Raw genomic sequence first — 14,874 nt, forward strand, 5'->3', positions numbered from 1 at the left:
GGACTACCGCGCGAGCTGGCTGTGGCGCATGCCGTAGCCAAAGTAGACGACAAGGCCGATGCTGACCCAGATCACGAATACGAGCCAGGTGATCGCGGCGAGCTCGGACAAGAGCCAGATCGAAAACAGGATGCCTACCACCGGCACCAACGGCACGAGCGGTGTGCGGAACGAACGCGGCAATTCCGGTTTGCGCACGCGCAGCACGATGACCGAGGCGCAGATCACGATGAAGGCCGAGAGCACGCCGATGTTGACGAGTTTGGCGACTTCGTCGAGCGGAAACAGGCCGGCGACGAGCGCGGTGAACACGCCGAGAGCTATGGTCGGGCGGTGCGGCGTGCCGTAGGTCGGATGCACGTGCGCAAACCAGCGCGGCAGCAGACCGTCGCGCGCCAGCGCATACCAGATGCGCGCGGCGCCGAGCATGAACGCGAACAGCACGCTGATCAGGCCGAACACGGCCGAGACCGAGATCGTCGCAGCGACCCAGTTCAGGCCGAGGCTCTTGAACGCATCGGCTACGGGTGCCTCGGTGTTGAGTTTCGGATACGCGACGATGCCAGTCAGCACGAGCGACACGGCGAGGTACATCGCCATCGACACGCCGAGCGAGAGCAGCACCGCGCGCGGCAGGTCGCGCTGCGGATTCTTCGATTCCTCGGCCGCCGTGGTCAGCGTGTCGTAGCCGAACACGGCGAAGAACACGACTGCGGCGGCGGTGGCGATGCCATGCCAGCCGAAGTGGCCGACGCCGTCGGCGCCGACCACGCGCTCGGGCACGAACGGATGCCAGTTTGCCGGATTGATGTAAAACACGCCGATGCCGATCACGAGCGCGACCGCGGCGACCTTGATCGCGACGATGACCGTGTTGAAGCGCGCGCCCCACTCGGTACGGAACACGAGCAGCGCGGCGACGCCGAGCGTGACCAGTGCAGCGATCACGTTGAACACGCGGCCCTCGCCGGTGCCGAGCGCGCCCTGTGCCCATAGCGGCAGCACGATGCCGACGCTGGCGAGTGCGGATTGCACGTAGCCCGACCAGCCGATCGCGACGACGGCGACGATCAATGCATATTCGAGCAACAGATCCCAGCCGATCAGCCACGCGGGCAATTCGCCGAGTACGGCATAGCCGTAGGTGTAGGCGCTGCCGGTCACCGGAATCATGCCGGCGAACTCGGCGTAGCACAGCGCGGCCGCGGCGCTGGCGATGCCGGCGATGACGAACGCGAGCGCGACAGCCGGCCCGGCGTTGAGCGCGGCCTGCTGTCCCGCGAGCACGAATACGCCGACGCCGATGATGCCGCCTATGCCGATTGCAGTGAGCTGCCATAGGCCGAGCACGCGACGGAAGTCGCCGCGCTTGCCGGCCTCGGCCTGCAGCGCTTCGACGGACTTGTGCCGCGTGATCGTATCGAACAGGCTCATTGATCCTCCCCGGAATGTTGGCGTGTGCCGATTGCGGTGCGATCACCGAATCGGCGGCATGAGGGCGAATGATAGCCGGCGCTGCGATCCGTTGCGTATCCCGATCAGTCGGCGAGATCGATCGCCGTGGGCGGTAGGCCCGAGGTGTGGCGTTCGTGCATGATGGTATAGGCACGTTCGAGTGCGCGCGCAGTGGATTTGCTGTCGAACAGCGCGGCGTGGTCGCGGCGGGCCAACAGCGTTGCCCGTAGCCGCGCGAGTTGATCCGGTGCACGGATCAGGGCGTCGAGTTTCGCTGCGTATGCGTCTTCGCTGCGCGTCACGAGCTCGGGCAAGTCCACCGCGTGCAGCAGGCTGGCGCCGACGCGGCCGGCAAAAGAGTCGGCGACAAGAGTGACCATCGGCACGCCCATCCACAGTGCGTCTGAACCGGTCGTGTGGGAATTGCAAGGCAGCGTGTCGAGCGCGATGTCGGCGAGCGCGAGGCGGGCGAGATGCTCTGCCTGCGGGACGCGCGGCGCGAATACGAGCCGGTCTGGATCGACGCCGGCTTCGGTCGCATGGCGACGCAGGTTCTGTGTGAACCACGGATTTTCATCGAGCAGCCAGAGCAGCAGGCGCGGATGCGAATGCATCAAGCGCATCCAGATCGCCCAGATCGCCGGCGTGATTTTCCACGACTGGTTGAATGAGCAGGCGACGATGGCCGATTCGGGAAGCCCGAGTTGTGCGCGATCGACGGCTGTACCGACGGCGCGCCGGCGGTCGTTGGCCTGATAACAGCCCGGCAGGCGCACGACGGCTTCGCTGAATTCGTCCTCACTGCCGGGCGGAATGGTGTGGCGATCGCCGACGATATAGTCCGCGTAGTCGCCCACCGTGCCAGGATAGCCGAGATAGTTGACGATGATGGGCGCGGGACGCAGCGCAGTGAGGCCGATGCAAGCCCCTTTGGTATGGCCGTTCAAATCGATCAGCACGTCGACCTGCGTTTCGAGCAGGCGCTTAGCGACTTCTTGTGGCGGAAGATCCGTGACCTCGATGAAATGCTCGCAGGCGGCGGCAACGCGACGTCCCAGCGCCGAGCCGTCGGGCGGATTCAGGGCGAAACCGAACATCTCGAAGCGTTCGCGGTCGTGGTGTTCGAGCGTTTCGACGAGCAGTCGGCTCGTGGCGTGATCGCGAAAATCAGACGACACGTAGGCGATGCGCAGTCGCCCCGGCTTGCGTGGCGGAAACGCACGCTGGCGCACCTCCGCCACATGCAGCGCCGATTGGGTGCGCACGAACTGCGCGGCCACCTGGCGCAGCGCCTTTGCGGACAGATCGAGGCTGCTCAGCGCTGTGGCATAGTCGCCGACATTGCCGCGAGTCAGGCGGTCGATCAATTCGGCATGCGGCGCTTCCCAGCGCGACCAGTCCGCCATGCACTGCAGCGAAAACACCAGGCTGCCGAGTGCCCAATTCGATTGCGGCTGCAGTGCCCAAGCCCGTGCATATGCTTGCGCCGCCGCGTCGAGATTCTTGTCGCGTTCGTGAATCAGTGCGCTGCCGAACCATGCGTCGTAATTGCGCGGATCGCGATCGAGCGCCTGTCGGTAAAGGGCGATGGCGGCGGCGTCATCGCCGTCCTGGGTCAGGGCGGTTGCACGCCAGGCAAGCATCTGTGCTGTGTCGGCGATCGCGCCAGATACCGTCTCGAAGACCTCGAGCGCTGCCTTGCCGTTTCCGGTGTGCAACAGGCATTGACCTAACCCGATCAGCGCAGCTTCGGATCGAGGCTGCAGACGCACGGCCGTTTCGAAGTGGGGCTGTGCATCGCGGAAAAGCCGATCCTGTAGCAGCAAGCTGCCAAGGTTGAGATGGGCTTCGGCGAAATCGGAATTGCAGGCCAGTGCGAATTCATAGCAACGGCGCGCGACGAGAGCCTGACCGAGGCGCGTGAAATCCAGGCCAAGGTGGTAGGCCTCGGCGGCCAATGCTGCATGTGCGGGCAGTTGCGAGAGCAGGTTCCACGCTTCCTGCGGCAGATTGCGCAAGCGCAGGCTCGAAACAAGTCGCGCGCTGGTCTCCGCTGTGGTTCTGCGTGCGGCCTCGCCGATCAGATGGAGCGTGTCGGCTTGCGCAGCGGTTTGGCCGGCGCTGCGCACGATATCCAGCCGCAGGAAAAGCAGCTTGTCCCGGTCCACCGGCAGATCACGCAGAGCTTGGTCGATGGCTGCGAGAGCCTGTGCCAATTGACCAGACTGCATTTGCCTGCGAACTTGGGCAAGTACGGAGGCGAACGAAGTGGCACTGTTCATGCCGTTACGTCGATGAGCTTGCCGGCAGCGCGCGTGCCTGCAGCGACACTTGCTTCTTGCCGCCGCCGAGCCATTGCGTGCCGACTTCGCGGAAGCCGTAACGCGCGTGGAATTTCGCCGACGCGGGATTGGGCGGGTCGAGATCGAATTCGCAAGTCAGCGTTTCCACGCCCGTAGTCTTCGCGAAGGCGAGCAGATCGTCATAGAGCATTGCCGCGAGTCCGTGGCCTTGTCGATCCGCGGCGACGACGATGCGATCGATGTAGAGGAATTGCGGATAGCGTTGCGCGAACCAGCGATAGTTCGGGCTGTCGTAATCGGCGCCTTCGCGCAGCACGAGCAGGAATGCAGCGGCCGCGCCATCGATCTCGACTACGCGATGATAGGCGGCCTGCGCATGCAGGCGGAGCAACTGCGCTTCATCGAGCGGGCTGAGAAAGTGCACCGACTCGGCGTTGAGGCCGAGGATCGCGCGGAAGTCGCGCGTGGCGGCGTCGCGGATCATGCTGCGGCCGTCGTCGCCCACTGCCGCAGAATCAGGAACGCTTGAACAACCGCACGACGCGATGGAAGAACCCGGGCTTCTTCGCCGGCTTGGCCTCGGTGACCACTGCGGCCGAAGCGGGGGTAGTGGCGATCGTTGCGGGCTTGCCCTTGTGCGCGACACTGGCCTCGGCGCCGGCGACGCTCGCAGCATCGACGCGCTCGCCGCGACCGCGGCCACGTCCGCCGCGCCGGCGCCGGCGGCCCGCTTCGGTGCCATCGACCCGGGTCGTGGCGGCTGCCGGATTCGTCGCTGCACCCGCCTGCGCGGCGGCGACGACGGGTTGAGCTTCGCGGCGCGGCTCACGACGCTGGCTGTCGCGACGCGGACCGCTGCCGCTGCCTCCGCTGCGCGACCGCGGTCCACGCGCGCGCGACGGCGGTGGGCCCTTCACCGGCACGCTGCCGTCGTCTTCGTCTTCCACGCTGCCGGCGGGCAGGTCGGGACGATGCCGCGGCGGCGGCAGCACGAGCAGGGCCGGATCGATCGCCGCAGTCGGGATCTTCTGGCCGATGTAGGTTTCGATGTCGGGCAGGCTTTGCGCGTACATGTCGCAGGCGAAGCTGATCGCATCGCCCTCCGCTCCAAGACGAGCCGTGCGACCGATGCGGTGCACGTAATCTTCGGCGTCCTGCGGCAGATCGTAGTTGTAGACGTGACTGACGCCCTCGATGTGCAGCCCGCGCGCGGCGACGTCGGTAGCAATAAGGATTTCGATCTCACCGCGCTGGAACTTGCCGAGCAGGCTCTGGCGCTTCTTCTGTGGCACGTCGCCCGAGAGCATGCCGACGACGAAACCCTGCCGCTCCAGCCGCCGCGCGACTTTTTCCGCGGCCACCTTCATGTTGACGAAGATCATGCTGCGCTTGGCTTCGGACTTCGACAGCAGGCCGATCAGCAGCGGAATCTTCTCCTCGCTGGCCGGGAAGTAGATGATCTGGCGCACGCGATCGGCGGTGACGTTCTCGGTCTCGACCGTGAGTTGCTCGGCCTCGTTCATGTTTTCGTAGGCGAGTTCGAGCACACGGTGGCTCAACGTCGCCGAGAACAGCAGGCACTGGCGCAGTTCGCGCTCGGGCAAACGGCGCATGAGGAAGCGCACGTCCTTGATGAAGCCGAGGTCGAACATGCGGTCGGCCTCGTCGAGCACGAACACCTCGACCGCCTTGAACGAGAACACGTGCTGCTTGAAGTAGTCGATCAGGCGGCCCGGCGTGGCAATGATGATGTCGACGCCGGCGCGCAGGATGTCGCGCTGCTTGTCGTAGTCGACGCCGCCGTAGATCAGCGCGGACTTGAGGCCCGTGGCGCGGCCGATGTGCTGGAAATCCTTCTCGATCTGGATCGCGAGTTCGCGCGTCGGCGCGACGATGACGGCGCGCGGATCGGTCGGCCCGCGCTCGGGCAGGGCCGGCTTGGTCAGCAGGCGCTGCATCGTGGCGACGAGGAAGGCCGCGGTCTTGCCGGTGCCGGTCTGCGCCTGACCGGCGATGTCGCGGCCTTGCAGCGCATGCGGCAGGGTCAGCGCCTGGATCGGCGTGCAGCGGGTGAAGCCCGCGGCGTGCAGGCCGGCAATCACGCTCGGATGCAGGTCGAAGGTGTCGAAGAAGGTATCGGTTAAGGTTTGGGCAGCCATGGGTTCGATTCGGAAGTCACGCGGAATATCGCGCGAGCGGCTGCGCCTGATGCTTGAAATCCCGCGGAATCGTCCCCAATTCCTGCGAACCTCGTGCTTTGCTTGGTGCCGCTTGAAATGCGCTCGCGCTTCGGCTGAAATGGGGGCGAGCCCTCGAGATTTCATCCGCCGCAGCGATCGCGTAGCGAGCAATTGTAGCGCAAGCCAGGCCCTCGCGCCGCATCAGCGCGTCTTTTCCAGTTTTCCGCCGGAGCCACACCGTGAGCAATCAAGCCATCTCCCATGTCAATGACGACCAGTTCGACGCCGAAGTGCTGAAGTCTTCCGAGCCCGTGCTCGTCGATTTCTGGGCCGAGTGGTGCGGCCCATGCAAGATGATCGCGCCGATTCTCGACGAACTCGCCGGCAGCTACGCCGGCAAGCTCAAGATCAAGAAGATCAACATCGATCACAACCAGAAGACCCCACGCAACTACAACGTGCGCGGCATCCCGACCTTGATGATCTTCAAGGACGGCAAGGTCCAGGCTACGCAGATCGGAGCGGTCGGCAAGAAGCAGCTCGAGCAGTTGATCGACAAAGCCATCGAGCAGCCGGTCGGCAAGGCCGTGTAAGCCGGCGGGACCGTCGATCGACAGCCGGGGAGGCGGCGATCATGGGCGCGGTATTGTTTTTGCTCGTTGCGGGTGGTGTGTTGGCGGCGATCGCGATCGCTCACGCCAGCACGCGACGAGGCGTTTCCAAGTCCGGCGGCGCCTCGCGCGATGCGGATTCCGACGGCGGATACGCGGGCGACAGCGGCTCGTCGACCTGGTTTTCGGGCGGTGACACAGGCAGCGACAGCGGCAGTTGCGATGCCGGCAGCGGTTCCGATTGCGGTGGCGGCGATTCCGGCGGTGGCGGTGACTGAACTCACACATCCGCTGGACGCCCGCATTGCCAAGTGCTAAGGTATATTTTAACGAAGGGCTCAAAAGCCCTGCTCAGGTTTGATCCATCCCACGACTGAATCGCCTGGCCGCCTGAAGCGGCAGCGACGTCGAGCCCTAGAGAAAACCCCCGAGCATCGAGTCGCGCCGTTCTCGACTTCGATCGCGCGTGCCGCAGGGCGGCATGCGCGGCGGAAATGGCGCCCATTTTCATCCATCCCAACGGCACCGAAGAAGGTTTGCCCGTGTCCGAAACCAACGATACCCCCGGCGAAAGCCGCAATCCCCCATCCGAAGGCAACGTCGCACCCGCCGCGAACGCCACACCTGCTGCGCAGGCAACTGGCAACGAAGGCGAGGCGTCGAAGCAGCAGCAAGGCGGCCGTGACGACCGCCGCGGCCGCGGCCGCAATCGTCACCGCAACCAGCAGCGCGGCAACGGCAACAATCCCAACCGCGGCGGTGGTGGCAATAACGACGCCGACGAGGAATTCGTCGAGATCCAGGGCCCGAAGACGGGCGTCACGATCGACCTCAACGAATTGAAGCGCAAGCCTGCGCACCTGCTGCTGAAGATGGCCGAGGAACTCGGCGTCCAGGAAGGCGCTGCGCGAGCGCGCAAGCAGGACATCGTCTTCCTGATTCTCAAGTCGCATGCGCGCGCCGGTGGCAGCATCTATTCCGAGGGCGTGCTCGAAATCCTCCAGGACGGCTTCGGTTTCCTGCGCACGCCGGACGAGAGCTACCTTGCCGGCCCCGACGACATCTACATTTCGCCCTCGCAGATCCGCCGCTTCAACCTGCGCACCGGCGACCACCTCGCCGGCACCGCGCGCCCGCCCAAGGAAGGCGAGCGTTACTTCGCCCTGCTCAAGGTCGACACGATCAACGGCGAGCCGCCCGAGGCGTCGAAGAACAAGGTATTGTTCGAGAACCTTACCCCGCTGTTCCCGCGCAAGATGTATCACCTCGAGCGCGGCAACGGTTCGAGTGAGGACATCACCGGGCGCATTCTCGATCTCGTTTCGCCGATCGGCCGCGGCCAGCGCGGCATGATCGTCAGCCAGCCCAAGGCCGGCAAGACGATGATGCTGCAGAACGTCGCCCAAGCGATCGTGCACAACTACCCCGACGTGCATCTGATCATCCTGCTGATCGACGAGCGTCCCGAGGAAGTCACCGAGATGCAGCGCGGCGTGCGCGCCGAGGTCGTCTCCTCGACGTTCGACGAGCCTGCGATGCGCCACGTGCAGGTTGCGGAAATGGTGATCGAGCGCGCCAAGCGCCTGGTCGAGCACAAGAAAGACGTGGTCATCCTGCTCGACTCGATCACGCGCCTCGCACGTGCCTACAACACCGTCGTGCCGTCGAGCGGCAAGGTGCTCACCGGCGGCGTCGATGCGAACGCATTGCAGCGCCCGAAGCGCTTCTTCGGTGCCGCGCGCAACGTGGAAGAGGGCGGCTCACTGACGATCGTCGCAACCGCGCTGGTCGAGACCGGCTCGAAGATGGACGAGGTGATCTACGAAGAGTTCAAGGGCACCGGCAACATGGAAGTGCACCTCGACCGCCGCATCAGCGAGAAGCGCGTCTATCCGTCGATCAACATCAATCGCTCCGGCACGCGCCGCGAGGACCTGCTGATCGAGCCCGACGTGCTGCAGAAGATCTGGATCCTGCGCAAGCTGCTGCATCCGATGGACGAGCTTGCCGCGATGGAGTTCATGCTCGACAAGATGAAGAACACCAAGTCGAACGACGAGTTCTTCAATTCGATGAAACGCTGAAAAGCGGTTTTCGTCTCAAAAAAAGCCGGCACCGCCGGCTTTTTTTGTGCCTGGGACCGGTACCGATACCATCGGCGCTTGGATAAATTTCGCAGATTTTAGAAAGTCTTAACAAAGATAGATGCATGTTTCGCCGGCGGCGCGGCGTCTGTTGCACCGCAAGTTGCATCAAATGGTTTCATTTGTTACCAGTTGCCGCGGGGACAATCTAATTCCTTCTGTCTGATGCGACAGGCTCTCTCCAGCCGGTTCGGCGCGGGCCTTCGTGCGTACACGTTCCCCGAGTTTGCAGTTCCCCTTTTTTCAATTTCCCATCTGGAGACAGCCGCATGCGTATCGCAAAATCCGCGTTACTCTCACTCTGCATCTCGGGCCTGTTCGCATTTACGGTCGCTCATGCGAACGGCCCGATCGACGCCAATGGCAACGGTGATCTGAAACCGTCGGGCAAGGGTTGGGGTGAAGGCCAGGCGTTCTCGAAACCGGACAACAATGCCAAACCCGGCGGCGGCGGTACGAGCAATGGCATCAACTACCACGGCGGCCCGGTGATTCTCGGCACGACCCACGTCTACTACATCTGGTACGGCAACTCGGGCTGGCCGACCAGCTCGGCCAACTCGATCCTGTCCAACCTGGCGCAGAACATCGGCGGTTCGCCGTACTTCAACATCAACACAACCTACTACGACAGCACCAACACGCACGTGACGAATGCGGTCAGCTACAACGGCTCGACGACGCATGCGGAGACGTACGGCACCTCGCTCAGCGATAACCAGATCGAGCAGATCGTCAGCGACACCAATCCGACCGACAGCAACGCCGTGTACTTCGTGCTTACCGGTCCCGACGTGACCGCATCCTCGGGTTTCTGCACGAGCTACTGCGGTTGGCACACGCACGCAACGATCGGCGGTCGCGACATCAAATACGCGTTCGTCGGCGATGCGGCCTCGCAATGCCCGTCGAGCTGCACGGCGCAGAGCACCAGCCCGAACGGCGACATCGGTGCGGACGGCATGGCCAGCGTGATCTCGCACGAACTCGAGGAGGCGGTGAGCGATCCGGACCTCAATGCCTGGTACGACCGCCGCGGTCAGGAAAATGCCGACAAGTGCGCATGGACCTTCGGCACCGAATACACCGTGTCGAATGGTTCCAAGGCCAACATGCGGCTCGGCTCGCTGGACTATCTGATCCAGCGCAACTGGGTCAACGCCGGCGGCGGGTATTGCGCGCTGAACTATTGATCCGCGCTCGGTTTCGAGTGTAAAAACAACGGTGCGGTCCAACTGGGCCGCACCGTTTTTCGTTGAGCAGGACCATGCGCATGAAAATTTTCCCGATCGCCGTCTGCACGTTGCTCGTGGCTGCGTCCTCTGCGACGAGCGCGCAGGCGCCGGGTCGGGTGATGACGATGACCCGCACCGCGAAGCAATTCGGCGATCTCGAAATCCGCATTGACGATGCTGCGCGCAAACACGATCAGGCAGCGTTGGAAAAACTCCTCGCGCCGCGATTCGAGCAGCGCGACGCGGCCGCGCCGGGCCAACCGCTGCCGCGCGCGGACTTCATCCGACACCTGCTCGCGCAATCGCGCGGTGACGGTTTCGCGATGGGCGATATCGCCGTGCATGAATTCGGCACGACCGCCGTCGTGAGCTATGCAGCGACGCAGTTCGTCGTCGACGTGTGGGTGAAAAGCGGCGACGACTACCAGCTCGCGGTGCGCTACATCGGCGGCCCGGCAGCGGCCACGAAAGGGGTGAATCCCAAATTGTGATGGTCCGCTCCGCCGCCGTATTGTTGTGGGTCCTGACCGGGCTGGCCAGCGCGCAAGCTCCGCCGCCCGCAGGCGCAACAGCGCCGACGCTCGCCACCGTGCTCGTCACCGGCGAGCAGCCCGGTCCGGGTTTGTGGAAAGTGACGCGGCGCGACAGTGATCATGTGTTGTGGATCCTCGGCACGCAGGCGCCGCTGCCGAAGACGATCAGCTGGCGAGCGAGCGAGGTGGAAAAGATCATCGCCTCCTCGCAGGAAGTGCTGACCGACGCGCAGGCGGACCTCAAGATCGGCCTCTTCCGCACCGTCTTCTTGCTCCCCGCTGCGCTCGGCGCGAAGAAGAATGCCGACGGCAAGACGCTCAAGGACATCCTGCCTGCCGATCTGTACGCGCGCTGGCTGCCGTTGAAACAGCGCTATCTCGGCAAGGACGACGGCGTTGAACGCCTGCGCCCGATCCTCGCCGCGAACGAGCTGTACGGCAAGGCGATCGGCAAGTCGGGCATGACCAACAAGAATGCGCTGTGGCCGGTTATCGAGAAGATCGCGAAGAAATACAGGGTGCCGATCAAGGAAATCGACGTTGCGATTCCCGTCGACAACGCGCGCCAGGCGATCGACGACTTCAAGAGCACGGCCGGTCAGCTCGATATCGACTGTCTGGCGACGACGATCGCGCGACTCGAAACGGACCTCGATGCGATGCGCGCACGTGCCAACGCCTGGGCGGTCGGTGATCTGGAAAAGCTGAAAAGTCTTCCGTACCCGGATCAGCGCGCGGTCTGCCTCAACGCCCTCACTGCGAATGCGAATCTGCGCGAGAGGCTCGACGCAGCGAGGCAACGCATCCGCGGCGAGTGGCTCGACGCCGCCGAAGCCGCGCTGTGGAGCAACGCGAGCACGTTCGCGGTGCTGCCGGTTGCCGAATTGGTCAGTCCCGACGGCCGCCTCGCGATGATGCGAGGAAAAGGTTACGTGATCGAAGAACCGCAGTGATTCGTGGTTCGGCCGCGGTCTAGGCGAGTTGCTGCCCCGGCACCGTCGCTTCCAGCAACCATGCGACGACGGCACGCAGCGCATCGCGATGGCTCAGGCCAGCGGCGAGTGCATCGTCGTAGGCCTGCAACTGCGCATGCGCGCTGGTGCCGCGCGCGAGGATCGTGCGCAGCGCGCGCAGCGATCCGTGTGGATCGAGCCTGCGCGCATCGGGCTCGACCAGCGTCAACGCTTCCTCGACAAGCTGAGCCACCGGCACGGTGCGTTCGCGCGCCTCGTCGATGAACTCCGCCTCGATGCCGTAGCGCTCGGCGCGCCAGCGGTTCTCCTCGATCAGGCGGCGCGTCGCCGAGCTGCGCTGCGCGCCGAGCTCGGGCAGGCGCAGGTGCGCGCTGACCAGGCAGCGGAACAGCGTCGCCAGCGCGATCGTGTCCGCCGCGCGCGTGCAGCTGTCGGCGATGCGCAACTCGAGCGTCGGATGCTTCGGCGACGGCCGGATCGTCCACCACAGCTCGCCGCCATCGCGGATGCTGCCGGCACGTTTCAGGATCGCGATGAAGCGCCGGTAGTCGGCTTCGTCGGCGAAAAAATCCGGCGTGCCGGTGCGCGGCCACTCGGTGTAGGCCGACTGGCGATAGGAAAACATGCCGGTGCGGCGCAGGCTCCAGAACGGCGATGCGGTCGACAAGGCGAGGAACAGCGGCAGCCATGGCAGCATGCGGTTCATCAGCTGCACGCGATCGATCTCATCATCCACGCCGACATGGACATGCAGGCCGCAGAAGAACCCGCGCAGGCCGACGATCTGGTACTCGTCGGCGAAACGCCGGTAGCGCGGCTTGTCGGTCTGCGCCTGCTGCTGCCAGCGCGCGATCGGATGCGAGCCCGAGGCGATGATGCCGAGGTGCATCGCCTGCGCGATTTCGGCGATCTGGCGGCGTAACGTGATGACCGTGTCGAGCGCGTGCGCGGCGTCCTCGAAGATCGGCGAGACGAGTTCGACCTGGGCCTGCTGCAGTTCGAACGCGACCGCTTCGCCGAGCCGGCGCTGGCAGGCCTTGACGAATGTCTTTGGCACGCGTCCCGGCGAGCGGCCGCTACGCAGGTCGACGAGGAAGAATTCCTCCTCCACGCCGAACGTCGGCGCGTCGACGCGCGCCGTCGTTTTCTTCACACTCACGTGCGCAACGCCCTCAATGCAAGATCGGGACGTGCGGCGCGCGCAACTGCGGCGAACGGGCCGGGCGGCTCGCACAGGCGCAGCAGCGCTTCGTCGAGTGCTTCGAGACGGGTAACGATTTCACCATGGCCTTCGGCGAGCGCATTGCGGACGGCTTCGAGCAAGATTGGATCGGCCTCGATGCGTTGGGCCTGATCTGCATGTCGATGCTGCCGAAGCCACGCGAGGAATGCGTAGAGGTCGATGCGCGTCTGACCTTCGCGCAGGAACAGAAAATCGGCGAGCAGGCCGAACAAGCTGACCAGGAAGCCGGCCGGTCGCGCCTCTGCCTCGGCAGGGCTGGACGTGGGTTGCTGTGGCATTTTCCGTCTCCTTTGATCCGCTTGCCGGCGGGGTTTTGAACGGCGTCGAAGTGTGGCTAGCCCGATTCTGGCAAGCGCGCCGTGAAGAAAACGAAAAAAGCGTGATGGAATTGTGTGCCTTGTGCTAACGCGCCTCGCTTCCCGCAACCTTGCGCCAGCGTTTTCCGTGCGCGGATTCGAATTCCGTCGGCGAAAGCGGAATCACCGATTCGCCATTGCGCAGGCGCCATTCCGAGCCGAGCGGCAGCGCGGTCGCGTTGCCGTGGTCGTCGACGCTGACCGGCTGCGTGTGGACGAGGATCGTGCGCAGGCCGTGCTCGTCCTCGACTTCGAAGGCTTGCGTCTCGATATGCGTCTTCGCACTCATCGCAAATCTCCCGCGGCAAAACCAAGCGCCGGCCCTAGCCCGGCGCGATACGAAATCCGAGTGTCGCGCCGACCGCGCGCTGCCAGTCGGCGTAGAGCCGCTCGCGTTCGGTCTCGCCAAGCTCGGCGTCGAAGCTGTGGCCGATTGCCCAATGTCGTGCGATTTCATCGCGACTCTGCCAGAAGCCCGTCGCAAGGCCGGCGAGATAGGCGGCGCCGAGCGCGGTCGTCTCGAGTTGGCGCGGCCGCTGTACCGGCACGCCGAGCATGTCCGCCTGGAATTGGGCGAGGAAGTCGTTCGCTATCGCGCCGCCGTCGACGCGCAGGGTGGACAGTTTCAGGCCTGCGTCGGCCTGCATCGCGGCGAGCACGTCGCGGGTCTGGTAAGCCATCGACTCAAGCGCGGCGCGCACGAGATGCTCCTTGCGCGTGCCGCGCGTGAGGCCGAACAGCGCGCCGCGCACGTCGCTGCGCCAGTACGGCGCGCCGAGGCCGACGAAGGCCGGCACGAGATAGACGCCCTCGTTCGATTTCGCGCGTCGCGCGTAGGCTTCGGAATCCGGTGCGGCATCGATCAGGCGCAGGCCGTCGCGCAGCCACTGGATCACCGAGCCGGCGACGAAGATCGAGCCTTCGAGCGCGTATTCGGTCTTGCCGGCGATGTTCCATGCGATCGTCGTCAACAGGCCGTTGTTCGACGCCACCGGCTTCGTGCCGGTGTTCATCAGCATGAAGCAGCCGGTGCCGTAGGTGTTCTTGGCCATGCCCGCCTCGAAGCAGGCCTGGCCGAACAGCGCGGCCTGCTGGTCGCCGGCGACGCCCGCGATCGGGATCGAGCGGCCGCGCGCGAAATGCGTGGTATGGCCGTAGATCTCGCTCGATGCGCGCACCTCGGGCAGCATCGCGCGCGGCACGCCGAACAGCGCGAGCAGGTCGTCGTCCCAGCGCTGCTCGTGAATGTTGTACAGAAGTGTGCGCGAGGCATTGCTCGCATCGGTGACGTGCGCCTTGCCGTCGGTCAGGTTCCAGATCAGCCAGGTGTCGATCGTGCCGAACAGCAACTCGCCGCGCTTGGCCCGTTCGCGCGCGGGATCCACGCGATCGAGAATCCACTTGACCTTGGTCGCGGAGAAATACGCGTCGATCAGGAGGCCGGTGCGCGCACGTACGACTGCGTCGTGACCGGCGGCGATCAGTTCGTCGCAGATCGCGCGCGTCTGCCGTGACTGCCAGACGATCGCGTCGTGCACCGGCTTGCCGCTCGCGCGCTCCCAGACCACGGTGGTCTCGCGCTGGTTGGTGATGCCGATCGCGGCGATGTCGATCGCCTCGCCGAGCTTGCTCGCGGTCGCAATCGCCTCGGCGACCGTCGCTTCGACGCTGGCGAGGATCTCGGCCGGATCGTGCTCGACCCAGCCCGGCTGCGGAAACTTCTGCGCGAACTCGCGTTGCGCGCTCGCGGCGATGTCGCCGGCGTGGTCGAACAGCAGCGCGCGCGAACTCGTTGTGCCCTGGTCGATCGCGAGTACGTACTGGCTCATGCCTTTCTCCA

At 64.9% G+C, this 14,874-nt stretch carries 14 protein-coding genes; 6 read left to right on the forward strand and 8 right to left on the reverse strand.

Annotated elements, in window-relative coordinates:
- Positions 1 to 3: 3 nt before the first annotated feature.
- The 4 genes from F455_RS0106215 to F455_RS0106230 form a co-directional block, all read right to left on the reverse strand.
- Positions 4 to 1,434 carry an amino acid permease gene (locus tag F455_RS0106215; protein WP_018972415.1) on the reverse strand — a complete coding sequence of 477 codons (1,431 nt, stop codon included), beginning with the start codon at positions 1,432 to 1,434 and terminating at the stop codon, positions 4 to 6.
- Positions 1,435 to 1,538: 104 nt separating this feature from the next.
- The gene (locus F455_RS21905; RefSeq protein WP_083918803.1) at positions 1,539 to 3,737 is read right to left on the reverse strand and encodes an O-linked N-acetylglucosamine transferase, SPINDLY family protein; all 2,199 of its coding nucleotides are present in this window, start codon (positions 3,735 to 3,737) and stop codon (positions 1,539 to 1,541) included.
- A gap of 4 nt (positions 3,738 to 3,741) precedes the next feature.
- A complete protein-coding gene (locus F455_RS0106225; protein ID WP_026293129.1) occupies positions 3,742 to 4,242 on the reverse strand; it encodes a GNAT family N-acetyltransferase in 501 nt (166 codons plus the stop codon).
- Positions 4,243 to 4,273: 31 nt separating this feature from the next.
- The gene (locus tag F455_RS0106230; RefSeq protein WP_018972418.1) at positions 4,274 to 5,917 is read right to left on the reverse strand and encodes a DEAD/DEAH box helicase; all 1,644 of its coding nucleotides are present in this window, start codon (positions 5,915 to 5,917) and stop codon (positions 4,274 to 4,276) included.
- Positions 5,918 to 6,177: 260 nt separating this feature from the next.
- Here F455_RS0106230 and trxA point away from each other — a divergent pair, with 260 nt between their 5' ends.
- The 6 genes from trxA (at position 6,178) to F455_RS0106260 (ending at position 11,414) form a co-directional block, all read left to right on the forward strand.
- Positions 6,178 to 6,531, forward strand: coding sequence for a thioredoxin TrxA (trxA, locus tag F455_RS0106235; protein WP_018972419.1), 354 nt, complete (start codon positions 6,178 to 6,180; stop codon positions 6,529 to 6,531).
- Positions 6,532 to 6,572: 41 nt separating this feature from the next.
- Complete coding sequence (locus F455_RS0106240) at positions 6,573 to 6,827, forward strand: hypothetical protein (RefSeq protein WP_018972420.1); 255 nt, start codon at positions 6,573 to 6,575, stop codon at positions 6,825 to 6,827.
- A gap of 216 nt (positions 6,828 to 7,043) precedes the next feature.
- The gene (gene rho, locus F455_RS19985; RefSeq protein ID WP_018972421.1) at positions 7,044 to 8,633 is read left to right on the forward strand and encodes a transcription termination factor Rho; all 1,590 of its coding nucleotides are present in this window, start codon (positions 7,044 to 7,046) and stop codon (positions 8,631 to 8,633) included.
- 329 nt (positions 8,634 to 8,962) lie between these two features.
- Positions 8,963 to 9,886, forward strand: coding sequence for a hypothetical protein (locus tag F455_RS0106250; protein ID WP_018972422.1), 924 nt, complete (start codon positions 8,963 to 8,965; stop codon positions 9,884 to 9,886).
- Between the two features lie 80 nt (positions 9,887 to 9,966).
- Positions 9,967 to 10,419, forward strand: coding sequence for a nuclear transport factor 2 family protein (locus tag F455_RS0106255; RefSeq protein ID WP_157578486.1), 453 nt, complete (start codon positions 9,967 to 9,969; stop codon positions 10,417 to 10,419).
- Positions 10,419 to 11,414, forward strand: coding sequence for a TraB/GumN family protein (locus F455_RS0106260; RefSeq protein WP_018972424.1), 996 nt, complete (start codon positions 10,419 to 10,421; stop codon positions 11,412 to 11,414). Before F455_RS0106255 ends, F455_RS0106260 begins: the two co-directional genes overlap by 1 nt.
- A gap of 19 nt (positions 11,415 to 11,433) precedes the next feature.
- On the opposite strand, the gene F455_RS0106265 is transcribed toward F455_RS0106260, so the two are convergent.
- From F455_RS0106265 to glpK, 4 genes are all read right to left on the reverse strand, one after another.
- Positions 11,434 to 12,594, reverse strand: a complete 1,161-nt coding sequence (locus tag F455_RS0106265) for a carboxylate-amine ligase (protein WP_018972425.1) — start codon at positions 12,592 to 12,594, stop codon at positions 11,434 to 11,436.
- Complete coding sequence (locus tag F455_RS0106270; protein ID WP_018972426.1) at positions 12,591 to 12,956, reverse strand: hypothetical protein; 366 nt, start codon at positions 12,954 to 12,956, stop codon at positions 12,591 to 12,593. Before F455_RS0106270 ends, F455_RS0106265 begins: the two co-directional genes overlap by 4 nt.
- A 124-nt stretch (positions 12,957 to 13,080) precedes the next feature.
- The gene (locus F455_RS0106275) at positions 13,081 to 13,323 is read right to left on the reverse strand and encodes a hypothetical protein (RefSeq protein ID WP_018972427.1); all 243 of its coding nucleotides are present in this window, start codon (positions 13,321 to 13,323) and stop codon (positions 13,081 to 13,083) included.
- Positions 13,324 to 13,357: 34 nt separating this feature from the next.
- Positions 13,358 to 14,863, reverse strand: coding sequence for a glycerol kinase GlpK (gene glpK, locus F455_RS0106280; RefSeq protein ID WP_425413737.1), 1,506 nt, complete (start codon positions 14,861 to 14,863; stop codon positions 13,358 to 13,360).
- Between the last annotated feature and the right edge of the window lie 11 nt (positions 14,864 to 14,874).

The sequence above is a fragment of the Rudaea cellulosilytica DSM 22992 genome (assembly GCF_000378125.1).
In the GTDB taxonomy this organism is placed as follows: domain Bacteria; phylum Pseudomonadota; class Gammaproteobacteria; order Xanthomonadales; family Rhodanobacteraceae; genus Rudaea; species Rudaea cellulosilytica.

What these genes read in the sequence shown, in the direction of transcription:
- F455_RS0106215 (WP_018972415.1), bottom strand. Translation starts at nt 1,434, where the DNA reads ATGAGCCTGTTCGATACGATCACGCGGCACAAGTCCGTCGAAGCGCTG.
- F455_RS21905 (WP_083918803.1), bottom strand. Translation starts at nt 3,737, where the DNA reads ATGAACAGTGCCACTTCGTTCGCCTCCGTACTTGCCCAAGTTCGCAGG.
- F455_RS0106225 (WP_026293129.1), bottom strand. Translation starts at nt 4,242, where the DNA reads ATGATCCGCGACGCCGCCACGCGCGACTTCCGCGCGATCCTCGGCCTC.
- F455_RS0106230 (WP_018972418.1), bottom strand. Translation starts at nt 5,917, where the DNA reads ATGGCTGCCCAAACCTTAACCGATACCTTCTTCGACACCTTCGACCTG.
- F455_RS0106240 (WP_018972420.1), top strand. Translation starts at nt 6,573, where the DNA reads ATGGGCGCGGTATTGTTTTTGCTCGTTGCGGGTGGTGTGTTGGCGGCG.
- rho (WP_018972421.1), top strand. Translation starts at nt 7,044, where the DNA reads ATGGCGCCCATTTTCATCCATCCCAACGGCACCGAAGAAGGTTTGCCC.
- F455_RS0106250 (WP_018972422.1), top strand. Translation starts at nt 8,963, where the DNA reads ATGCGTATCGCAAAATCCGCGTTACTCTCACTCTGCATCTCGGGCCTG.
- F455_RS0106255 (WP_157578486.1), top strand. Translation starts at nt 9,967, where the DNA reads ATGAAAATTTTCCCGATCGCCGTCTGCACGTTGCTCGTGGCTGCGTCC.
- F455_RS0106260 (WP_018972424.1), top strand. Translation starts at nt 10,419, where the DNA reads ATGGTCCGCTCCGCCGCCGTATTGTTGTGGGTCCTGACCGGGCTGGCC.
- F455_RS0106270 (WP_018972426.1), bottom strand. Translation starts at nt 12,956, where the DNA reads ATGCCACAGCAACCCACGTCCAGCCCTGCCGAGGCAGAGGCGCGACCG.
- F455_RS0106275 (WP_018972427.1), bottom strand. Translation starts at nt 13,323, where the DNA reads ATGAGTGCGAAGACGCATATCGAGACGCAAGCCTTCGAAGTCGAGGAC.
- glpK (WP_425413737.1), bottom strand. Translation starts at nt 14,863, where the DNA reads ATGAGCCAGTACGTACTCGCGATCGACCAGGGCACAACGAGTTCGCGC.